The 22,439-nt window shown below is 69.2% G+C and carries 16 protein-coding genes and 2 tRNA genes; 5 read left to right on the plus strand and 13 right to left on the minus strand.

All coding sequences use genetic code 11. The features are described from left to right. Window positions 1–3: 3 nt before the first annotated feature. The 5 genes from P9849_RS12805 to P9849_RS12825 form a co-directional block, all read right to left on the minus strand. Complete coding sequence (locus P9849_RS12805) at window positions 4–1,599, minus strand: Na+/H+ antiporter (protein ID WP_278267122.1); 1,596 nt, start codon at window positions 1,597–1,599, stop codon at window positions 4–6. A gap of 122 nt (window positions 1,600–1,721) precedes the next feature. After that, window positions 1,722–3,437, minus strand: coding sequence for an ABC transporter ATP-binding protein (locus P9849_RS12810; RefSeq protein WP_278267123.1), 1,716 nt, complete (start codon window positions 3,435–3,437; stop codon window positions 1,722–1,724). Then, window positions 3,434–4,486: an ABC transporter permease gene (locus P9849_RS12815; RefSeq protein ID WP_278267124.1), complete on the minus strand. Its 1,053-nt coding sequence runs from the start codon at window positions 4,484–4,486 to the stop codon at window positions 3,434–3,436. The genes P9849_RS12810 and P9849_RS12815 overlap by 4 nt, the downstream gene beginning before the upstream one ends. After that, entirely contained in the window at window positions 4,486–5,571 is a 1,086-nt protein-coding gene (locus P9849_RS12820; RefSeq protein ID WP_278267125.1) for an ABC transporter permease, read from the minus strand. Before P9849_RS12820 ends, P9849_RS12815 begins: the two co-directional genes overlap by 1 nt. 131 nt (window positions 5,572–5,702) lie before the next feature. Next, window positions 5,703–7,331 (minus strand): ABC transporter substrate-binding protein, encoded by a 1,629-nt coding sequence (locus P9849_RS12825; RefSeq protein ID WP_278267126.1) that lies wholly within the window; start codon window positions 7,329–7,331, stop codon window positions 5,703–5,705. Window positions 7,332–7,785: 454 nt separating this feature from the next. Between P9849_RS12825 and P9849_RS12830 the strand changes: the two genes are divergently transcribed. Next, window positions 7,786–9,750: a DUF5107 domain-containing protein gene (locus P9849_RS12830; protein ID WP_278267127.1), complete on the plus strand. Its 1,965-nt coding sequence runs from the start codon at window positions 7,786–7,788 to the stop codon at window positions 9,748–9,750. Between the two features lie 144 nt (window positions 9,751–9,894). Here P9849_RS12830 and P9849_RS12835 read toward each other — a convergent pair. From P9849_RS12835 to P9849_RS12855, 5 genes are all read right to left on the minus strand, one after another. Next, a tRNA-Met gene (locus tag P9849_RS12835) sits at window positions 9,895–9,968 on the minus strand. A 62-nt stretch (window positions 9,969–10,030) separates the two neighbouring features. Further along, window positions 10,031–10,102 (minus strand) — tRNA-Thr (locus P9849_RS12840). 120 nt (window positions 10,103–10,222) lie between these two features. Continuing rightward, window positions 10,223–10,642, minus strand: coding sequence for a LysM peptidoglycan-binding domain-containing protein (locus P9849_RS12845; RefSeq protein ID WP_278267128.1), 420 nt, complete (start codon window positions 10,640–10,642; stop codon window positions 10,223–10,225). Then, window positions 10,636–12,846, minus strand: coding sequence for a DEAD/DEAH box helicase (locus P9849_RS12850; protein ID WP_278267129.1), 2,211 nt, complete (start codon window positions 12,844–12,846; stop codon window positions 10,636–10,638). Before P9849_RS12850 ends, P9849_RS12845 begins: the two co-directional genes overlap by 7 nt. 523 nt (window positions 12,847–13,369) lie before the next feature. Beyond that, window positions 13,370–14,026 (minus strand): MOSC domain-containing protein, encoded by a 657-nt coding sequence (locus P9849_RS12855; protein WP_278267130.1) that lies wholly within the window; start codon window positions 14,024–14,026, stop codon window positions 13,370–13,372. Window positions 14,027–14,110: 84 nt separating this feature from the next. On the opposite strand from P9849_RS12855, the gene P9849_RS12860 reads away from it, so the two are divergent. Continuing rightward, window positions 14,111–14,524 (plus strand): GNAT family N-acetyltransferase, encoded by a 414-nt coding sequence (locus tag P9849_RS12860; RefSeq protein WP_278267131.1) that lies wholly within the window; start codon window positions 14,111–14,113, stop codon window positions 14,522–14,524. A gap of 9 nt (window positions 14,525–14,533) precedes the next feature. On the opposite strand, the gene P9849_RS12865 is transcribed toward P9849_RS12860, so the two are convergent. Together P9849_RS12865 and P9849_RS12870 are read right to left on the minus strand one after the other, a co-directional pair. Next, window positions 14,534–15,208 (minus strand): response regulator, encoded by a 675-nt coding sequence (locus P9849_RS12865; protein ID WP_278267132.1) that lies wholly within the window; start codon window positions 15,206–15,208, stop codon window positions 14,534–14,536. Further along, window positions 15,205–16,743 (minus strand): ATP-binding protein, encoded by a 1,539-nt coding sequence (locus P9849_RS12870; protein ID WP_278267133.1) that lies wholly within the window; start codon window positions 16,741–16,743, stop codon window positions 15,205–15,207. Before P9849_RS12870 ends, P9849_RS12865 begins: the two co-directional genes overlap by 4 nt. Window positions 16,744–16,955: 212 nt before the next feature. On the opposite strand from P9849_RS12870, the gene P9849_RS12875 reads away from it, so the two are divergent. Genes P9849_RS12875 through P9849_RS12885 form a run of 3 tightly spaced genes read left to right on the plus strand, consistent with a single transcriptional unit; the run spans window position 16,956 to window position 20,388 of the window. Further along, entirely contained in the window at window positions 16,956–17,678 is a 723-nt protein-coding gene (locus P9849_RS12875) for a Tat pathway signal protein (protein WP_278267134.1), read from the plus strand. Window positions 17,679–17,680: 2 nt separating this feature from the next. Then, entirely contained in the window at window positions 17,681–18,904 is a 1,224-nt protein-coding gene (locus P9849_RS12880; protein ID WP_278267135.1) for a glutathionylspermidine synthase family protein, read from the plus strand. Beyond that, entirely contained in the window at window positions 18,901–20,388 is a 1,488-nt protein-coding gene (locus P9849_RS12885) for an APC family permease (RefSeq protein WP_278267136.1), read from the plus strand. The genes P9849_RS12880 and P9849_RS12885 overlap by 4 nt, the downstream gene beginning before the upstream one ends. Here the strand turns inward: P9849_RS12885 and P9849_RS12890 are convergent. Next, a complete protein-coding gene (locus P9849_RS12890) occupies window positions 20,369–22,360 on the minus strand; it encodes a DUF2264 domain-containing protein (protein ID WP_278267137.1) in 1,992 nt (663 codons plus the stop codon). The genes P9849_RS12885 and P9849_RS12890 overlap by 20 nt on opposite strands. Between the last annotated feature and the right edge of the window lie 79 nt (window positions 22,361–22,439).

The following is a 22,439-nucleotide window of genomic DNA, read 5'->3' on the forward strand; positions in this document are numbered from 1 at the left end:
GGCTCAGTCCGCCTTGGGCATCACCATGGTCCGCAGGTCGAGCTGGCGCAGCACATGGTCCGCCACCTCGGGATCCATGCCGAGTTCCTTGCGGGCCACGAGCACCTCCTGGCGGGCGGCGTCGAGGGCGATGGTCTGCGCCGCCACCATGAGTTCGCGGCCCTTGGCGAAGCGTTCACGCAGGTCGTCGGGGAGGCCCTTGCCGGGGTGCTCCGGATCGGCGCCCTGCAGTTCCAGGTGCAGGGACTTGAAGCGCTTGACCATCAGGGCCTGCTGCTCGGGCGTGAGCTGGTTGACGAGTTCGCTCTGCTTGAGCGCCAGCATGGCGGCCTTCTGGGCCCGGCGGCCGAGCATGCGGGTCGCCTCCTTCTCCTCGGCGCCGTCGTCCTGGGCTTTGAGCACCTTCATGAGGGCCGGCAGGGTGAGGCCTGGGAGCACGAGCGTCACCAGGAGCACGGCGCAGGCGGTCACCAGGATCTGGTCGCGGGCCGGGAAGGCCGACCCGTCGTCGAGCACCAGCGGCAGAGCGAGCGCCAGGGCCAGGGTGGCGAGTCCGCGCATGCCGCTGTAGCTGAGGATGATGACGTCCTTGAGCATCCCCACCCAGTCGCCGCGATACAGCGACCGCCGGGTGGACAGGTACAGCCAGGTCCAGAGGAACCGGACCACCACGACCACGGCGCACACCGCGATGGCCGCTGGGACCATCGCGAAGATTCCCGCGCCCTCATGGTGGATGACCTGACGGATGTCGAGGCCGACCAGGCCGAACGCCAGGCCGGTGGCCAGCAGCTCCACCACGTCCCAGAACGCCGCCTGGCTCACGCGCTCCGCGGCGTCCTCCGGCCGCGCGTGTCGCTTCATCTCCAGTGCCACGACCACGACGGCGATGACGCCCGACGCGTGGACCTCTTCCGCCAGGATGTACGCGGCGAAGGGGACGACGAGGCTCACAGCGGTGCGCGCGACACCCGCGGTGACGAGCCAGGTGACGAGTTTGGCCGCATAGCCCATGGCCACGCCGATGACCACGGCGAGGACGATGCCCAGGAGGAACTTCGGCACCAGGCTCGCGTCGAGGTTCCGCCCGGCCAGGGTCGCGGCGACGGCGGCCTGGAAGATCACGATGGCGGCCGCGTCGTTGAACAGGCCCTCGCTCTGCAGGATGTTCATGAGTTTGCGGGGCATGTGGACCTTGCCGGCCACGGACTCGACGGCGACCGGGTCCGGCGGGGCCACCATGGCGCCGAGCGCGATGGCCGCCGGGATGCCGATGCCCGGGATGAGGAGCCAGGCGGCCCCTGCCACGAACACCGTGGTCACCACCACGAGCCCGACGGCGAGCCACAGCAGAGTGCGCCAGCGCAGCTGGAACACCTGCCACGAACTGCGCTGCGCCGTCGCGAAAAGCAAGGGCGGGAGGAAGATCGGGAGGATCAGCTCGGGGTCGATCGCCAGTTCAGGGAACCCGGGGATGAAGGTCATCACCATGGCCATCAGCAGCATGAGGACCGGGTACGGGAGTTTGAGGCGGTCCCCGAGACCGACGGCGAGCACCGTGGCGAAGAGCAATCCGACGATGAGTGCGAGCTGTTCCATGTCGCCATTGTTCCATCCGCCGAGTTCGGGGGTTCCGTCCGTTGGCGGGGCTTGCAGACCCCGGTCTGGGCACGGACCCCCGAACTCGGCGGTGAGTCAGGCGGTGAGTCAGGCAGCCAGGATCAAGCCGTCAGCCCCGCCCGGTACGCCTTGCGGCGCGCCGCCTGCTCGTCCGGATCCGGCACGGGTAGCGAAGCGATGAGCCGCTTGGTGTACTCCTGGCTCGGGTGGCCCATGATCTGGCTGCCGATGCCCTGCTCCACGAGCCGGCCCTTGAGCAGCACGCCCACCCAGTGGGAGAGCATGTCCACCACCGCCAGGTCGTGGCTGATGAAGAGCGCCGCGAACCCGTACTCCTCCTGAATGTCCCGGAAGAGCTCCAGAACCTTCGCCTGCACGGAGACGTCCAGCGCGGAGGTCGGCTCATCCGCGATCACGAGCGGTGGATTGAGGGCCAGGGACCTTGCGAGCGAGGCCCGCTGCCGCTGGCCGCCTGAGAGTTCGTGCGGGTACCGCGCCGCGTACGACGCCGGCAGCTGCACCGATTCGAGCAGCTCACCGACGCGTTTGCGCGCCTCTGCCGCGCTCGGCTTCCGATGGATGATGAGCGGCTCGGCGATGCACTCCCCGATGGTGAGGTGCGGGTTGAACGACGCCGCGGGGTCCTGGAACACGAACCCGATGTCCTTGCGGAGCGGCTTGAAGTTCTTCTCGCGGAACCCGACCATCTCCTGCCCGAACACCGTCAGGCTGCCGCCCGTGACCCGGTTCAGGCCCGCGATCGCACGGCCGATGGTGGACTTGCCGGAACCCGACTCGCCCACCAGGCCGAAGACCTCGCGCTCCCGGATGGTGAAGCTGACGTCGTCCACGGCCTTGAACCCCGGGCGTCCGAAGCGGCCCGGGAACTCGATACTCAGACCCTTCGCCTCCACGAGGATCCTGCCGTCCTGGTGCAGCCGCCCCTCGGCACCTTCCGATGCGGAGTTCCGTCCCAGGTGCGGCACCGCGGCCAGCAGGTCCTTGGTGTAATCCTGCTTCGGCTCGGCGAACAGGGTCCGGACCGGGGCCTCCTCGACGACATCGCCGCGGTACATGACCACCACCCGGTCGGCCAGGTCGGCCACCACGCCCATGTTGTGGGTGATGAGCACGATCGAAGTGCCGTAGTCGTCCCGGAGCTCCCGCAGAAGCTCCAGGATCTCGGCCTGCACGGTGACATCGAGGGCCGTGGTGGGCTCGTCCGCCACGATCAGCCCGGGGTCCAGCGCCAGCGCCGCGGCGATGACCACGCGCTGCTTCTGGCCACCGGAGAGCTGGTGGGGGTAGTAGTCCACCCGGACCTCGGGCTCCGGGATGCCGACCTTGCGCAGCGCTTCGACCGCACGGGCCTTGGCGTCCTTGGCCGAGACCTTCTGACCGTCGCGGGCATGGGCCCGGATGCCTTCGGCGATCTGCCAGCCGATGGTGAACACCGGGTTCAGGGCCGTGGACGGTTCCTGGAACACCATCGCCACATCCCGGCCGCGGATCCTCCGCAGTTCGGCCGGGCTGACGCTGACCACGTTCTGGCCGTTGATGAGCACGGCGCCCTGGCTGGTCGCGGTCTCGGGCAGGAGGCCCAGGATGGTCCGTGCCGTCACGGTCTTGCCGGAGCCGGACTCGCCGACGATCGCCAGGACCTCTCCCGGACGCACCTCCAGGCTGACGTCCTTGACCGCATGCACGTCCCCGCCATCGGTGGCGAACGTGACGTTCAGGTGCTCGATGTCCAGGACCGCGGCTTCGCCGTCCTGCCGTACGGGACCGGTCGTCCCGCGATGTGCTGCCGCGCTCATGCGGTGGCTTCCTTTCCGTTCGAACCCGGCGCGCTCTGAGCGCCCTGCGCGGAGCCGACGACGGCGGCGCGGGACGTGCTCTTACGGCCCGGCCTGCGGCGTCCGCGCAGTCGCGGGTCGTTGAGGTCGTTCATGCTCTCACCCATGAGCGTGAGGCCCAGGACGGTCAGCACGATCGCGGCGCCCGGGAAGACGCCGGTCCACCAGATCCCGGACGAGGCGTCGGACATGGCCTTGTTGAGGTCGAAGCCCCACTCGGCCGCGGACGTCGGTTCGATGCCGAAGCCCAGGAAGCCCAGACCGGCCAGGGTCAGGATGGCCTCCGAGGAGTTCAGCGTGAAGATGAGCGGCAGGGTGCGGGTGGCGTTCTTGAAGATATGGCGGCCCATGATGCGCCATGGGGACGCGCCCACCACCTTGGCGGACTCCACGAACGGCTCGGCCTTGAGGCGGATGGTCTCCGCACGGATCACGCGGAAGTACTGCGGCACGAACACCACGGTGATGGAGAACGCACAGGCGAGCACGCCGCCCCAGAAGCTGGACTGGCCGTGGCTGATCACGATCGACATGACGATGGCGAGCAGCAGCGACGGGAAGGCGTAGATCGCGTCGGCGACGACCACGAGGATCCGGTCCACCCAGCCGCCGAGGTACCCGCTGACCAGGCCCAGCAGCACGCCGAGCACGAGGGACAGGGCCACCGACACGAGGATCACGATCACCGCGGTCTGGGAGCCCCACACCGCACGGGAGAAGACGTCATAGCCGCCGACCGTGGTGCCCCAGAGGTGCTTGCCGCCGGGGGCCGCCTGCGCCGGGAAGGTGCCGTCGGCGTCGGAGATCTGGGAGTAGCCGTACGGCGCGATCACCGGCGCCAGCAGGGCCACGAGAACGAAGAGCACCGTCAGAGCGGTGCCCAGCACGAGCATGCCGCGCTGGAGGCCGACGCTCTGGCGGAAGTGGGAGATGACGGGAAGGCGGCGCAGCCAGGAGCCGCGCTGAGGAAGCTGCGGCGCGGGGGCCGGCGTCGTCGGTGTTGCAGACATCAGTACCTCACCCGGGGGTCGATGATGGCGGCCACGATGTCCACCACGAAGTTGGTCACGGCCACGATCACGGCGAGCAGCATCACGATGCCCTGCACGGCCACGAAGTCACGGGCGGTCAGGTACTGCGCCAGCTGGTAGCCCAGGCCCTTCCACTCGAACGTCGTCTCCGTGAGGACCGCGCCGCCGAGCATCATGGCGATCTGAAGGCCCATCACGGTGATGATCGGGATCAGCGCGGGCTTGTAGGCGTGCTTGGTGACGAGCCGGAACTCGCTCACACCGCGGGACCGCCCGGCCTCCACGTAGTCCTTCCCGAGTGTGCCGATCAGGTTGGTGCGGACCAGCCGCAGGAAGATGCCCGCTGTCAGCAGGCCGAGAGCGACGGCGGGGAGGATCGCGTGCTTGACCACGTCACCGAAAGCGTCGAGGTTCCCACTGCGCAGGGCGTCCAGCCAGTAGATCCCGGTGGGGGCCGCGAGCTGGCTCATGGCCAGTTCCGTCGTGGTGGACGCGCGCCCGGAGACCGGCAGCCAGCCGAGTGCCACGGAGAAGGTGAGCTTGAGCAGCAGGCCCGCGAAGAACACGGGGGTGGCGTAGCCCAGGATGGCGAAGAAGCGCAGGATGGCGTCCGGCGCCTTGTCCCGTTTGTGGGCGGCGATCATACCGAGCGGGATACCGATCAGCAGGGCCACCACCAGGGCGTTGAAGGTGAGTTCGAGGGTCGCGGTGCCGAAGGTCGCGAGCATCTCCGCGACGGGCCGGCGGTCCGAGATGGTGGTGCCGAAGTTACCCGTGGCGATCTGGCCGAGGTATTCGAAGTACTGGACGAGGATGGGCCGGTCGTAACCGGCCTCGTGGATCCTGGCGTCGAGCTGGTCCTGCGGCAGGCGTCCGCCCAGTGCCGCGGTGATGGGGTCGCCGGTGACCCGCATGAGGAAGAAGACCAGGGTGACCAGGATGAAGATCGTGGGGAAGATGAGCAGGAAGCGGACCAGGATGTACCGGCCCACTCCCCCGCTGCTCCGGGGGGAGACAGCGGGGCTGAGCGCCTCGGGGGACTCAGCTTCGATGATGGAAGACATGGGGAACCTTGCGTCGAGATGTGCGTGACCGTGCCGGGGACAGCAGCCCCGGCCACCGGGCGGCGGTCAGAGGCTGACAGCCGAAACGGCAGAAGGCCGGGAATGAAGCTTCCCGGCCCCCTGCCGTCGTGTTACTTGGAAACGCTGCCGAGCCGGAACTTGAAGGAAGCGTCCAGCGTGCTGTCCACGCCCTTGACGTTCACACCGGACACGGCCACCTGAGCGCCCTGGAGGAGCGGCAGGGTGGAGATGTCCTGAGCCAGCAGCTTCTGGACATCCTGGATGTCCTTCTCGCGCTGGGTCTTGTCCTTCTCGGTGAGCTGCTTCGCGATGAGCTTGTCCACCTCGGGGTTCGAGTAGTGGTTGTTCATGAAGCCGCCCTTGGGGAAGAACGGGGTGAGGTAGTTGTCCGGGTCGGAGAAGTCCGGGAACCAGCCGAGCTGGTAGACCGGGTACGCGTCAGCCTTGGAGGCCTTGTTGTAGGTGACCCACTCGGCGGACTGCAGGTCCACCTTGAACAGGCCCGACTTCTCGAGCTGGTCCTTGACCATGGCGTACTCGTCGCCGGAGGACTTGCCGTAGTGATCCGGGTTGTACTCGAGCTTCAGATCCACCGGGGTGGCGACGCCGGCATCGGCGAGAGCCTTCTTGGCCTTGTCAGCATCCGGCTTGCCATCGGTGCCGTACAGGTCCTTGAAGGAGGTGTTGGCTCCCAGGAAACCGCTCGGCACGTTCGAGAACAGCGGGAGATACGTGCCCTTGTAGACCTGGTCCGCGATCGCCTGGCGGTCCACCAGGTTGGCGACGGCCTGGCGCACGGCCTGGGCCTTCTTCGGGTCCGCGCCCTGAGCCTTGGCACCGAACGGCATGGTGTCGTAGTTGAAGACCACGTAGCGCATCTCGCCACCGGGGCCGACGTGCACCTTGAGCTTGGAGTCCTTCTTGAGGTCATCGATGTCCGTGGCGCTGAGGCTGCGGTTGGCCACGTCGATGGCGCCCTGCTGGATCTCGAGCTTCATGTTGCTCTGGTCCGTGTAGTACTTGACCGTTGCGCCGCTGTTGGCGGGAGCGCCGAGCAGGCCCTTGTAGTCGGCGTACGGCTTGAAGCTGACCAGGGTGTTCTTGTTGTACGAATCGATCACGTACTGACCGGCGAACGCCTTGCCCTTGACGATGTCCTCATCGGAGAGCAGCTTGTCCGCGGGGAACACCTCGTCATCGACGATCGGGCCGGCCGGGCTGGACAGGATCTGAGCGAAGGTCTGGTCATTCGCCTGCTTGAGGGTGAACACCACGGTGGTGGCGTCCGGGGCCGCGATCGAGGCGATGTTGCCGAGGAGGCTGGCGGGACCGTTGGGGTCGTTGATCTTGATCTGACGGTCGAAGCTGAACTTCACATCCTTGGAATCCAGGGTGTGGCCGTTCGCCCACTTGAGGCCGGACTTCAGCTTGACGGTGAACTGGGTGGGGCTGGTGAATTCGGCGGACTCCGCGATGTCCGGCTGAGGCTCGGCACTGCCGGGCTTGGAGTTCATGAGGAACGGGAACACCTGGTTCATCAGCATGAAGGAGCCGTTGTCGTAGGAACCTGCGGGATCCAGTGCGGTGACCTTGTCGGTGGTGCCGTAGGCGATGGTGGTCCCACCACTGCCTCCGGTGGAGGTCCCCCCGCCGGACGGGCCGGTGCAGGCCGTCAACGCCAGGGCGGAAACCCCGGCCAGTGCGATAACACTGCGCAGGGCGATCTTGTTCGTTGCCATCGGAGAACTTCCTTGTCAGTCTTCCAGCGCGTGGGAACACACGCTCGCCGGCCCGGGCCACATCTGAAAGAAGTGTTGCCAGTTCAGGCCAGACGCAACACTAGCGAATGTGATGCGCAGCACACAACACCTGTTTACCAAAGTGTGATGCGGCGAGGCCGAACCGGACGACGGCGACGCACCTGTTCCGCCGCACGGAACCGGTGCCTTCCGGGTTGCGCTCCTCCTCTCCTCATCGACTGCTCCACAGGGTTCCCTTTTCGCCGGAATCCGGGGCGGAATCGCATCGTAGGGAGCAGTCGATCGAGGGTGGGGGTTCCGGTGTTCATTGCTGACCGCTTGGACCCGCCGCCCTGGACCGTCCCGCGCGGCCCCGCGAGAATCAGCGGTGAGCGCGGCGCCGTGACGGGTCGCCCGCCCGAGCACACCGCCGTCGTCGTCTCCGGGAGTTCCCATGGCCAGTATCACCGCCTCCTCACGCCGCCTGAAAGTCGCCCCGCTGGGTCCGGACGGCACGTTGCCGCTTCTCGGCCCATTGCCCGAGACGCCGTATGATCCTGCGTCGGGCGCGGCGGCGGGGCTCGGGGACATCGAGTACGGATACCCGCCGAGCCTGCATCCCTACACACCGCAGGACGGGTACGGACGGACGCTGGTGGAGCAGGACGTGCGGACGGTCGTGCTGGAGAACGAACTGCTCCGCGCCGTGTTCCTGCCCGGCTGGGGCGGGCGGCTCTGGGAGCTGTTCGACAAGAGGAGTGGCAAGCAGCTCCTCCACACCCCCGGCACCCTGCAGCTGGCGAACTTCGCGCTGCGGAACGCCTGGTTCGCCGGCGGGATCGAATGGAACATCGGCACGCGGGGCCACTCGCCCACCACGTGCGCTCCGCTGCATCACGGGATCGTGCGCGGGCCGGATGGGCAGGACGTGCTGCGTTTCTGGGAGTACGAACGTCTGCGGGGCGTCGTGTTCCAGGTGGACGCGTGGCTGCCCGAGGACTCGCCCGTCCTGTTCGTCTCGGTGCGGATCAGCAACCCCCAGGACCACGACGTGCCGATGTACTGGTGGTCGAACGCGGCGGTGCCCCAGACCCCGGGGAGCCGGGTCCTGGCCCCTGCGGCCACGGCGTACTCGAGTGACTATTCGAGCATCACGGTCGTGGATCCCAGCCGCTACGAGGGCCGCGACTGCACGTGGCCGGCCCGGAACCGGCACGCCAACGACTTCTTCTTCGATGTCCCGGAGGCGGCGCGGAAGTGGGTGCTGACGGCGGACGACGACGGCGACGGCCTCGCCATGCTCTCGACCGACCGGCTGAGGGGCCGCAAGCTCTTCGTCTGGGGCACGAGCGAAGGCGGCCGCCACTGGCAGCGCTGGCTGACTCCGGACGGTGGGGAGTACGCGGAGATCCAGGCGGGGCTGGCACAGACGCAGTTCCAGCAACTCCCCCTCCCTGCAGGCGGGTCGTGGACCTGGACCGAGGCGTATGGGAACGCCGCCGTGGACCCAGCCTTGGCGCACGCGGAGGACTGGTCCACGGCCGTGGCGCACGCAGGCGAACGGGTCAACGCCCTCCTGGACCGCGCGGGACTCGACGAGGCGCACCGGGCCGCCGAATCGCGGATGGACCTCCCGGTGCAGGAGATCCTCGGCCACGGGCAGGGCTGGGGCGCTCTCGAGGCGGACGTGCGCCAGAAGTCCGGGCTCCCGTCGTTCCCGGCGGGCACCCCGTTCCCCGAGACTTCGCTGGGCGCCGAGCAGGAACCGTGGCTCGCGCTGCTCCGCGACGGCACGTTCCCCGGAGCCACCACGCAGCCGGCCGGGCCGTTGTGGGAGGAACGGCTCGCGGCGCTGGCGGGCGATCCGGCGGCCCTGCTGCAGCGTGCCTTCATGGCGCATGGCGCGGGTCGGGTGGAGGAGGCCCAGGCGTTGTATCTGGAGGCGCTGGCTCCGGCGACGAGGGGGCTCTCCGCCCGCGACACCGCCCTGGCCCACCGCGGCCTCGCCCTGATAGCGCGGGGGCGGGCCGGCGTCGTCGGCGATGTCAGCGGAGAGGAAGAGGCGCGCCGCGAGACCGTGGCTCGTTACCGCACGGCGTGCGCCCTCGCGCCCGACGACCGGCGGCTGCTCGCCGAAGCGCTGGACGCGGTTCTTGCGGCGGGCGAGCCGGAGGAGGCGCTCGCGCTGCTGTCGGGGGTGCCGTGCGAGGACCCGACAGCGTTCTTCCACGGCCGCCTGCTGCTCCTGAGGGCCCGGGCGCTGCACGCGCTGGGCCGGACGCAGGAGGTGGCCGAGCTCCTGAAGGCCGGCATCGAAGTCCCGGACCTCCGAGAGGGCGTGAATGTGCTGCGGGAGCTCTGGGAGTCGTCCGTTCCCGGAGAACCGCTCCCCGTGGAGTACGACTTCACGATGACCTGAGCCGGTCTTCAGATCGACTGCTCCATAGGATACCGTTTTCTTCCGGAAATTCGTGACTTCGGCATCGTATGGAGCAGTCGATGGGGGGTGAGACGGGAACGCAGAAGGCCCCCGGAACTTTGACGTTCCGGGGGCCTTTCTCGGTAGCGGCGCCGGGACTCGATCCCGGGACCTCACGATTATGAGTCGTGCGCTCTAACCAGCTGAGCTACGCCGCCACGGATGAGTAAAGCCCATGCCAAGCCGGTCAAAACCGCCTTGACACAGGCCACTCATCCAGAGCCCCCTGCCGGAATCGATCCGGCGACCTCGTTCTTACCAAGAACGCGCTCTACCACTGAGCTAAGGGGGCAACGAAGAAATACTTTACCGGATCCGGGGCCGCGCGCCAAATCGAGAGTGCACCCACGCCCCGTCTTTGACGCAGATCACATCCGCCCAGCTCATCGGCCCTTTGCGGCGCTCTTTCGACTCAGTCGGGAAGCGTCAGGACCTGCCCGGGAAACAGCGATCCCGGGTTCGGCACGAACCACGCGTTCAGCGCCGCCAGCTCGCCCGCGTCGACACCCCAGCGCGCTGCAATCGACTCCAGGGTCTCCCCCTCGTCCACCGTCACCTCCCGCGGCCTCTCCGGCACGACGACGGCGGCCAGCACCTCCGTCTCCCCGGGCGCCTCGTCGGGGCTCCCGGCGTCGTCGGGGCCCAGTACCGCGACGTGCGCCCCGACGCCCTCGCCCGGCTCAGCACTGGTCTGCTCGCCGTCGATCGGCTCAGCACCCGCCGGCACCGCGTCGACGGGAGCATCCTCCCGGTGGGCCGGACCATGCCCTGAATGCGCCGAAGAGGCGCCCACCCCAGGGGTGAACGCCTCTTCAGAGACGTTTTTTACCACTTGTTCCGTCCGCCAAAGTCGCCCTTGCCGTGGCGCGGTTTGCGCTGACCGAAGCTGCTGTTGCCGCGGTCACCGCCGGAGCGCTCACCGTAGCCGCCAGTGCGCGGCCGTTCCCCGTATCCACCGCGGGAACCACTGTCCCGATCATAGCTGCGCTCGTTGCGCTCGGAGTAGGAGCGTCCGCCACGGTCGGCGCTGCTGCGCTCCCCGCGGTCACGGGTGAAGCCACCGCGGTCGCCACGGTCGGAACCGCCGCGCTCGCCACGGTCACGGTTGAAGCCGCCTTCGTCGGACTTGCGGAATTCGCGCTTGAACCCGCCGTTGCCCTTGAAGTTGCCGCCGCGTCCGCCGCCGAAACCACGGTCACCACCGCGGTCGCCGCCACGGTCGTTGCGCTCCCGGTTGGGGCGACGGCCGTTGTCGAGCTCGAGCTGAATCAGCTCGCCGCCGATCCGGGTGCGGGACAGAGCGGCCCACTGATCCTTGGTCAGCTCGGCCGGCAGCTCCACGAGGGTGTGGTCGCTGCGGATGTCGATGCCGCCGATCTGCGAGGAGCTCAGGCCGCCCTCGTTCGCGATGGCGCCCACGATCGAGCCGGGGAGCACGCGCTGGCGACGACCCACCGCGATGCGGTAGGTGGCGTTGCCCTCGGTGACCGAACGGGACGGGCCACGGGAGTTGAAGCCGTCCTTGTTGCGCTCACGCTTCTGGAACTCCGGAGTCGCGGGAAGCTCTTCCACCAGGAGGGGCTTGCCACCCTGGGCCATGACGGCCAGGGCCGCGGCGATCTCCGCGGCGGGGACCTTGTGCTCCTCTTCGTAGGACGCGATGAGGTCGCGGAACGCGTTCAGGTCCTCGGACTCGAGGGTCTCGGTGATCTGGTCGGCGAACTTGCTCATGCGCAGGCTGTTCACGGTCTCCGCGGTGGGCAGGTGCATGTGCTCCACGGGCTGCTTGGTGGCACGCTCGATGGCACGCAGCAGGTACTTCTCGCGCGGGGTCATGAAGAGGATCGCGTCGCCCTTGCGACCGGCACGGCCGGTGCGGCCGATGCGGTGCACGTAGCTCTCGGTGTCGTGCGGGATGTCGAAGTTGACGACGTGGCTGATGCGCTCGACGTCCAGGCCTCGGGCCGCGACGTCGGTGGCGACGAGGATGTCGATCCGGCCGTCGCGCAGGGCCTCCACGGTCCGCTCACGCTGAGCCTGAGCGATGTCGCCGTTGATGGCGGCGGCCTGGAAGCCACGGGCCTTGAGCTTGTCGGCGAGGTCCTCGGTGGCCATCTTGGTGCGCACGAAGACGATCACGCCGTCGAAGTCCTCGACCTCGAGGATGCGGGTCATGGCGTCCAGCTTGTGCGGGCCCATGACCTGCACGTACCGCTGGCGGATGTTCGCACCGGTGGTGGTCTTGGACTTGACCGAGATCTCTTCCGGGTTGTTCAGGTACTGCTTGGACATGCGGCGGATCTGACCGGGCATGGTGGCGGAGAAGAGGGCGACCTGACGGTCGTCCGGGGTCTCCTGGAAGATCTTCTCGACGTCTTCGGCGAAGCCCATGCGGAGCATCTCGTCGGCCTCGTCGAGCACGAGGTACTGCAGCTCGGAGAGGTCCAGCGAACCCTTCTCGAGGTGGTCGATCACACGACCGGGCGTGCCGACGACCACCTGGGCGCCGCGGCGCAGGCCGGCCAGCTGGGGGCCGTAGGCGGAGCCGCCGTAGACGGGGAGGACGGTGAAGTCCTCCATGTGCTTGGCGTAGGAGGTGAAGGCCTCGGCGACCTGGAGCGCGAGCTCACGGGTGGGGGCCAGGACCAGGGCCTGGGTCTTGCGGGAGGGGCCGTTGGTGTCATGCAGCTCGGCCATGCGGGACAGGGCCGGGATGGCGAACGCGGCAGTCTTGCCGGTGCCGGTCTGGGCCAGGCCGACGACGTCGCGGCCTTCCAGCAGGAGCGGGATGGTGGCGGCCTGGATGGGGGACGGCTTCTCGTAGCCGACATCCTTCAGGGCGGCCAGCACGCGGCCGTCGATGCCGAGGTCGGTGAACTTGATGGCGCCGTCGTCGTCGCCCTCCGGGGCGGCGGTCTCGGCGTCGGCCGGAGCCGCGTCCACGGCCTGAGCGGCGGTGGTCTCTTCGGGGGCCTGGACGGTCTCGTTCTCGACGGTCTCGGCGGAGTTGTTTTCAGTCAGATTGTTTTCGGGCACGGTGGAGGAACCTCATTCATTCCAGCCGGGCGGGCGCACACACAGTCAAGGGCGGCCGCCAGTACGGGCATCGGAGCCGGTTGACCCGATGCTCGGAAACCCAGCGCTCTTGCAATCCCATGGCCAGGCATCCCACTGCATCCCTGTCGCTCTCTCAGCGAGTTCTGCGCAGTGCTTTCTTCCGAGCCTCTACGTGCTCAGCCGGCCGTTCCATGAATTGCCCACACACCCTGTGGACCCCTTGTTCAACCTGTCCTGCCTCAAAAATTGGGCAGGATGAATGGAAAACCGGATTGGGGGATGTCTCCATCATACGGGACGCCACCGGGGCGACGCCAGACGCCGGCGGCAGCTCGCGGTGTTAGCTTGGCCACAGCGGGGCGTGCGGCGCCGTCATCGGCGTGTGGTTGCTCCCACCGAGTTGTGTGCTCAGTTGTTGCGGGTTCCGAGGCGAAACACCCGCAACAACTGAGCACACAACGAACGCGACTCAGAAGCGCAGCTCAGAAGTCAGCGGCGCAAGTCAGCGGCCGAGGCGCTTCTCCAGCTTCTCGAACTTCACGTGGTACTCGTCCTGCAGCACGATGTGGCCGTCCGCCTCGGCGTCCCGCAGGGCGTCGATCATCTCCAGCGTCGGCTCGCTGAACCACTGCCCCACGGTGATGCCGTGGTCCGGGACATAGACGCGGTGGACATGATCGCCCTCGCGGATGTCGCCGGTCTTGATGACCCGGAGGTAGCAGCCCACCCGGCCCTCCTGCGTGAAGCGGCGGACCCAGGCCGCCTCCTCCACACGGCGCTGGAACGTCGCGCACGGGACGCGCGGCGACGTCACTTCGAGTTCGACGTCGGTGCCGATCCTCCAGCGCTCCCCGATCACGGCCTGCGTGGTGGCGATGCCCGCGAGGCGCAGGTTCTCCCCGAAGTACCCGGCGGGGACATTGCGAGCCAGCTCCGCGGCCCAGTGGTCCGCGTCCTCTTGGGAGTAGGCGTAGACCGCCTGGTCGAACCCGCCGTGGTTGGCGCGGTCCGCCTGGATGTCGCCGTGCAGGCCGAGCCGGTGCACGGTGACGGGGCCCTCGACGGGTCGCTTGTCGATGGCGGTGACCCCCACCCGGCCCTCGGGGTCGGGACGGAGTTCGTGGACGCGGCACACGGCCAGGACGGTTCCGGGATGCATGCGACCAGCCTACTAAAGCCCCTGTCACCCCGGAACGGCCCGTTTCGACTCGCCGCCCCCGGGAGTCCGGACTACCGTGAGGCCATGGACTCCGCCTACCGTTTCTCCGCCCGGCTCGATGACATGGACCGTGAGCAGGTGCACCGCTGGCTCAGCGAACAGTCCTACTGGGCGCAGGGACGGCCGCGGCCGAGGCAGGACGCCGCCATGGATTCGTCCCGGAACTACGGGGTGTTCGACCGGTCCACGGGCCGGCAGGTGGCCTACGCCCGGGTGGTCACCGACGCGGTGACCTTCGCGTGGCTCTGCGATGTCTTCGTGGATCCCGCGGTCCGCGGGCAGGGCGTCGGCAAGGACCTGATCGGCGGAGTGATCGCCGACCTCGAGCCGCTGGGCCTGCGGCGCGTGCTCCTGGCGACCGCCGACGCGCACGGACTCTACGAGCAGTACGGTTTCGGGCCGCTGGATGACCCCTCCCGCTTCATGGTGAAGGCCTGACCTGCGTCCCTACGGTTCGAAGCGGTACCCCATCCCCGCCTCGGTGATGAGGTGCCGCGGCGTGGCCGGGTCCTTCTCCAGCTTGCGGCGCAGCTGGTTCAAGTAGACGCGGAGGTACTGCGTCTCCTTGGCATACGCCGGTCCCCACACCTGCAGGAGCAGCTGCTGCTGGCTGACCAGCCGGCCCTGGTTCCGCACCAGGATCTCGAGGATGCTCCATTCCGTGGGCGTCAGCCGCACCTCGGCCCCCTCCCGGGTGACCTTCCGCGCGGCCAGGTCGACCGTGAAATCCGCCCCTTGGACCTGCGGGATCTCCTGCACGACGGCGGAGCGCCGGGTCGCCGCCCGCAGCCTCGCCATGAGCTCTTCGATGCCGAAGGGTTTGGTCACGTAGTCGTCCGCGCCGGCGTCGAGTGCGGCCACCTTGTCCTGCGACCCGTGCCGCGCGGACAGCACGATCACCGGCACCAGGCTCCACTGCCGCAGCCAGCGGATGAAATCCACACCGTCCTCGTCCGGCAGGCCCAGATCGAGGATGACCACCTCGGGCTGCTCGTCGGCGGCGAGGCGGCGGGCCACGGCGGCATTGGGCGCCAGCAGGGGCTGGTAGCCGTGCGCCTTGAAGTTCAGCTGGAGCGCGCGGGCGATCCCCGATTCGTCCTCCACCACCAGGACCTTCGTCATGGCCGTCCCTCCGTCGACGGTGCGTTCCTGTCTGCCGATCCCGGCCCCGTTTCGCCCGAGTCGGCCTTCCCCAGCCCTACGGACAACGGCAGGGTCAGGACCATCGTCAGGCCTCCCCCGGGGGTCTCCTCCGCGTGCAGCCGGCCGCCCATCGCCTGAGTGAAGCCACGGGCCACCGCGAGCCCCAGGCCGACGCCGCGGACCCCGCCCTGCGAGGAATCGTGGAGGCTCTGGAAAGGCTGGAACAGCTCCTCCTGCCGGTCCAGGTCCAGGCCCGGGCCGTGGTCCGCCAGCCGCAGTTCCGCCGCGGGCCGCCCGCACAGCACCACATCCTCCCGTGCCGTGAGAGTGATCCGGGACCCCCGTCCGTGCCGGACGGCGTTCTCCACGATGTTGGCCACCACGCGCTCCAGCATGCCGGGGTCCGCTTCCACGGGTGGCCGGCCGTCGACGTCCAGGGTCACCAGTCCCGCCGGGACGCCCTGCAGCGCCGATCCCATCACCTGGTTCCAGCGCACGGACTGGAGCAACGGCGCGGCCGAGTCCCCCGTGAGCCGGGACATGTCCAGCAGGTTCGCCACGAGCGACGACAGCCGGTCCGTGTAATCCTCCACCGAGGCTAGAAGCTCCGCCCGTTCCTCCGCGCTGAATTCGATGCCCGGCTGCCGCAGCGTGGCCACATTGAGCTTGATGGCCGCAATGGGTGTCCGCAGATCGTGGGAGACGGCCTGAAGGATGGCCGTGCGCATGACGTTGCCCTCGCTGAGCTTCGCGTTCTCCCGCTGGCTCACCACGAGTTCCTGCCGCTCCCGCACGGCCACGACCAGGGCGACGAACGCCCCGAGCAGGTGCTGCTGCCGGGCGTCCAGTTCGGCGCCGCCCACCAGGAGCCGGTACTGGTCCCCGACGGCGACCGCCGCCTCCGCTGCCGCCGACCGCGCCGGCGCCTCGGGCGATGTGCTGGCGAGCAGGCGCTCCACCTGCGCGCCCTGCGGCCACGCGCCGTCGTCCTCCACCGACAGCAGGGAGACCGGGCGGCCGTCCAGCGTTTCGCTCAGGCGGTGCAGGAAGGACTCGAGGGAGTCATCCGAGCCGAGAATGCGCAGCGCCAGGCCGTTGAGGAGGGAGGCTTCGTCGCGGGCCTGTTCGGCCTGGATGGCGCGGCGCCCCGCCAGGCCGACCGCGAGCGCCATGGAGCACGCCACCACCAGGAAGATCACGACGGTGACGGCGGCCTTCGGATCGACCATGTGGAAGGACCCGATGGGCTGGGTGGAGAAGAGATTGAGCAGCAGCGTCGCGACCACCGAGGCCACCACGGCCGGCCAGAGCCCGCCGAGCGCGGCCACCAGCACCGCGACCGCCAGGTGCAGGAGCAGGACCACCGGGAAGTCCCGGAAGCCGGTGGCGGTGACCACGGCTTCGAGGACTGCCGGGAGGACGAACGCCAGCACCAGACCGAGCCCGGGCCGCTGGACCCCGAACACCTTCCGGGCCCAGGTGCGGGTCAGGGCCCAGTTCTGCGTCTGCGTCATGCCACCAGTCTCGCAGGCCGGGTCGCTGCCTGCGGAAGATCGGTCCCCGAGCCTCCGGGGGGCGATGGGCAGTCCTCCCCATGTCATCCGCCTTCCTTTCCGGTTCTGTCTCAGTACACTGAGCGTGATCGGTCACACCGTGCCGGATGCGCCGCCGCTTGCCGGGCCGCGTCCGGCAAGGTCACGGAAGCACTCGCGGGGAGGACAGGCCCATGGCCCAGAACGACACACCGTCCGGAGCGGAGCAGCCCCCACAGGGGGATCCCGCCGGCATGCCCCAGGCGGACAGTGGCGCGGGACGGCGCAAGGACGGCTCCTCCCCCACCCCTCCCTGGCAGCCGCCTCAGCCGCCGCTGCACGAAGACCTCGCGGCGGCCGGCGCTCCAGCCCGGCCGCCCTACGGAGCCGGCATTCCGCCCCATGGCGGAGCCGCTCCGGGTTACTCCCCCGCCGGGTACGGCGCCAACCCGGCGCCCGCCGTGGACCCGTTCGCCCTCGAAGCCGAGGCCACCGAACGCCGGTACACCAAGCGGAAGCGGCGGCGCACCGTCGTCATCACCCTCGGGGTGACGGCCTTGCTGGCCGGCACGATCACTGCCGTGGTGGCCAGCCAGAACGATGACGACGACTACGCCCAGGTCTGCACCGACGAATCCACGCAGCAGCGCGTCGAGGACGAGAAGTGCGAGGACTCGGGGGCCAGCAGCACGGCCGGACGGAGCCACGCACACTACGGCTGGTACTTCTTCCCTCGCGGCAGCAGCATCCCGGCGATCGGCTCCTCCGTGAAGAACTACTCGGGCGGCACCTCGACTCTCCCCAAGGGCTCCCACGCCGCGAAGGGCTTCTCCTCCAAGGGCGGCAGCTTCACCAAGAGCACGACCAGCCGCGGCGGCTTCGGCAAGAGCTCCGGCGGCCGAAGCACGGGAGGCTGAGCATGGAACGCAAACCCGCCACCCCGCGCCCGGACTGGCGCGAGAAGATCGAATCCGTGGGACTGGTGTTCTCCACGAGCACCAAGCCGGACGGCACCCAGGTGGAGTACTGGCACGAGAACGCCTACTACGAATTCCAGATGGACGAGGTGGAGCGTCTGGAACTCGTGGCCGAGGAGATGCATCGCATGTGCCTGGAGGCCGCACGTTTCCTGGGCACCGGGGCGATGGGTGACCTGGGCATCGGGCCCGAGGCGCGTGAGCTCGCCGTCGCGTCCCTGGAGGCCGGCGACCTGGACATCTACGGCCGTTTCGACTTCGCCTACGACGGCAAGGGCGGGGACGCCAAGCTGTTCGAATACAACGCGGACACCCCCACCGGTCTGATCGAGGCGTCGCTCGCCCAGTGGTACTGGCTGCAGGACGTCATGCCGGAGAAGGATCAGTGGAACGGGATCCACGAGGCGCTGATCGAGCAATGGCGGCGCTACCAGGCCCGGACCGGCATGTCCCGTCTGCACCTGGCGCATGCGGAGGAAGAGGATTCCGGCGAGGACTGGATGACCACGGGCTACATGCGGGACGTGGCCGAACAGGCCGGCTGGGCGACGGTCGGCATCAACATGTCCGACATCGGCTGGAACCACGGGTACCAGCGGTTCGTCGATATGGACGACTTCCCCATCAGCACCATCTTCAAGCTGTACCCGTGGGAGCTCATGGCCAAGGAGCCCTTCGGCCAGTACCTCCTGCGGCGTGAGGTCAACCCGCAGTGGGTGGAGCCGGCCTGGAAGATGCTGCTCTCCAACAAGGCGCTGCTCGCCGCCCTCTGGCACCTCTACCCCGGGCACCCGAACCTCCTGCCCGCGTATCTGGACTCGCCCCGCGACCTGACCGCCTGGGTGGCCAAGCCCCTGCACGGCCGCGAAGGCGACAACATCCGCATCCACGCCCCAGGCATCGACCTGGAACAGCCCGGCGACTACGGCCGCGAGGGCTGGTGCTACCAGCAGTACCAGGAGCTCCCGGACTTCGACGGCAGCCATCCGGTGCTGGGCCTCTGGGTGGTGGGCGGCGAGTCCGTGGGCTGCGGCATCCGGGAGTCGGACGGTCCCGTCACGGACTTCTTCTGCCGTTTCGTCCCGAACATCATCGACGCCCCGGCGCCCACCGCCGCGGAGCTGGAAGCCGAAGCCGCTGAGGCATTCACAGGAGGTGCGGCATGAACCGTCAGGGCATCACCGACGGCGGTCCCTCGGCCGCCGTCGCCGTCACGCCGAAGGGCCTCCGGGCCGGGATCCTGGACCTGGGCGATCTGACCATGCTGGGCATGGCCTCCACGGCGCCCGTCTTCGCGCTGTCCGTGACACTGGGGCTGATCGTGTCCCGGGTAGGCGACTTCGCCCCCTTGGCGCTCGTGCTGGGCTTCGCGCCGGTGCTCCTGGTGGCGCTGGCCTTCCGGGAGCTCAACGCGCGCGAACCCGATTGCGGGACGTCCTTCACGTGGGTCCGGAGGGCGTTCGGCCCTTACAGCGGCTGGGCGGCCGGTTTCGCCACGGCCGTGGCGAGCGTCGTGGTCCTGGTGAACCTGGGGCATGTGGCCGCGCAGTACCTGTGGGCGCTCATCTCCCGGGGTTCCTGGGAGGTCTCGCCCTGGCTGACCGTCCCGACGGCGCTGGTCATCATGGCCGGCATGTGCTGGGTCAACTCGCGGGGCATCCGGATGGGCGAGAACGTCCAGCGCACCCTGACCTATGTGCAGTACATCGCCCTGGGCGTCCTGGCGATCGCCCTCGTGGTGGGGGTGGTCCGCGACGGCGCGGCCGAGGTCTTCCACTGGGGCTGGTTCGACCTGGGCGCCGCCCTTCAGGACCCGTCCCGGCTCGGCCAGGGCGTGCTCCTGGCGATCTTCCTCTTCTGGGGCTGGGACACCTGCTTCTCCCTGAACGAGGAGAGCGACGACCCCTCCCGCACTCCCGGCCGGGGCGCGCTGCTCTCCACCGTGGCCCTGGTCCTGGTCTACCTGGCCCTCACGGTGCTGCTCATGATGTTCGCTTCCACGGACACCAACGGCATCGGCCTCGGCAACCCGGACAACTCCGGCGACGTCATGGGCGCCCTGCGGGAGACGGCGCTGGGCCCGTGGGGATGGGTGGTCCTCGTGTCCTTGCTGGGTTCGATCCTCTCCGGCGCGCAGGCGACGGTGCTCCCGGTGACGCGCAGCCTGCTGGCGATGGGCCGTCAGGGCGCACTGCCTGCACGCCTCGGTTCCGTGGAACCGGCGACGCAGGCGCCGCGCACGGTCTCCTGGGTGGTGTTCGGCGCCGCCGGCGTCTACTACCTCGTGCTGACCTTCCTGGGCGCCAACGTCATGATCGACTCCGCCAACGCCGTGACGGTCTTCATCGCCTTCTACTACGCCGTCACCGCGTTCGCGTGCGTCTGGACCTTCCGGCACACGCTGCGGGACTCGGCCCGGAACCTCTGGCTCCGGGGCATCCTGCCGCTCCTGGGCGGGGTGCTGCTCACCGTGGCGTTCGTGTCCGGGATCGTCCAGTGGGCGAAGCCGGAGTTCTCGCAGACCGCCGCCGGCGGCGTGGGCGGGACCCTGGTGGTCGTGCTGGTGCTGGCCGTCCTGGGGATCGGCCTGCTGCTGTGGGCGCGCTTCTCCTCCGCGACCCGCGCCTACTTCACGTCCCGGGTGTCCTGAACTCGAGCCCGAGGGTGAACGGCTCCCCCTCATCGTCCTGGAGGGGGAGCATCCGGACCGACGCCCGCACCCATCCCCCGCTTTCGGTGAGGGCGAACGGTCCGGGCCGGTGTCCGGGCGTCTCCAGCCCGAGGTGATGCACGGAGGCCAGGAGGGTCGTGGCGGCACTCAGTGAGGTGGTCGCCGTCGGGCACCGCGCCTCGCCGAAGGCGGTGGTCCCCTGCATCTCTCCGACGACGACGGCGCTCCCCTGCGTGAGCGGGTCCTGCGTGAGAGGCCAGAGGGCGGCGTGGACCCCGGGAGTGACGGCCCAGCCTCCCTCGCGGACGGACCATCCGTCGTACCGCCCGGCAGGACCCGCCGGAAGCTGAACCCGGTGCACGCGCAGCTGGTAGCCGCCGCGCGCCGTCGTGCCGGTGGCGACGGTGAGGGGCTGCTCCGCCTCGTCCTCCGTGACCGTCCAGACCGGCCGGTGGAAACTCGCGACCGCTGCTCCGGAGCCTGTGCCCGGACAGGTCTCCAAGCGATGGATCCGGGTGCGCCACGAGGCGCGGCCCGCGGCGTCGAGCACGGCCAGATGATTGTCCACCGCCTCGGACGGCACAGGGTCGGTGCCGCTGCCGAGACCCTGCCCCGGCAGCCGCATGGGCCCCGTGTGGCTGGAGAAGGCGAAGCGGCTGTAGAGGGCGTTGTCGCTGCCGGGGCCGTAGTGCTTGTCGCTGCCGTGGTTGGCGAGCTGGGCGATCCCGTCCGGACCGCGGTGCAGGAGGAAACCGGGTCCCGGGAGGAGAGCGGTTTCCTCCAGATCTGGCGGTTGCGTGTCGACGGGCGTGTTCCAGAAGGGACTGCTCTCCGGGAGCAGGAGCGCCAGGAACGCTTTCGAGGACCAGTACGGCGAGCCGGGTCCGGAGTAGTTCTGGATCATCGGCTCGTACGGCCCCTGCCAGCCGAGGCAGGCGATTCCGTCCGGGAACGCGTCCGGGGTGTCGAAGTACCGGAGGGTCGCCGTGGCCAGGGTCCCGGCCCGCGCCAGTGACTCCGCGTCCCCACCCGGGTCGTCCGGTTCCAGGAAGAGCGCTCCAAGGGCCAGCGGAGCGGCCGCGGCGAAGCGGTAGGTCAGCGAACGGCCGTGGAAGACCGGCTCCCCTCCGCCGCCGAAGAAGGCCGGGTACGTCCGGAGGAACTCGCTCAGGCGTTCCCGGTACCGCGGCAACCGGTCCGCTGCCCAGGGGTGAGCGCCGCCGACCGACCGGTCCGCGGCGAACCGGCACCAGAGCAGCGGGTAGAGGTGCAGGGCCCAGCCGCAGTAGTAGTCGAAGAAGTCGCCGGTGCCGCCGTTGTCCCCGTCGCGGTACCAGCCGCCGTCCACGGCCCAGTCCTCGATCCGGTCCAGGGCCGCGGTGATGTGGTTCGGGTTGTGGTCACGTCCCACGCCGGCCAGGAACTCCGCCACGTGGGCGTTGAACAGGACCCAGTTGTTGTCCCAGGGGTCGGCGGTTCCGGCGCCCTGCAGCCAGGACGCGACCGTGTCCTGTTCTTGAGGGCCCAGGCGGTCCCAGAGCCAGGGCCGGGTGAGCTGCAGCCCGATCGCCACGGACGCCGCCTCGACCAGCGCCTGGGTCCGGCTGACGACGGGGTTCCAGGATTCGTCGGCGGCTGCTGTGCGCGCCGCGTCGGCACCCTCGCCCGCTGCCCGCTCCGCGCCCGCCACCAGCCCCGGGAGGTACCAGTCCAGGTGTCCGTGGGGGTCGTCGCCGCCGGACCCCGCCACCCGCAGGGCCGCCAGCAGGAAGGTGCGGGCGAACCCTTCGAGCTCGTCCGAGCGGACCCCGGAGAACGCCGGGCGTCCAGGAAGCCGCAGCAAAGCGTGGCCCGGCGAGAAGTACGGCCGCACCGCGAGGAGCTGCCGGTCCGCGAAGCCGAACCAGTACGCGCGGCGCTGCGCGGCGTCGTCGTTCACCTGTCCATTCACCCTCTCCGTGCGCCCGGGGGCGCCGCGGAGGCGGCGCTGGGCGGTCAGACCCCGGACAGCTCTTGACCACGCTAGGGGC

Origin of the sequence: Arthrobacter sp. Y-9, assembly GCF_029690065.1 — a bacterium.
In the GTDB taxonomy this organism is placed as follows: domain Bacteria; phylum Actinomycetota; class Actinomycetes; order Actinomycetales; family Micrococcaceae; genus Arthrobacter_E.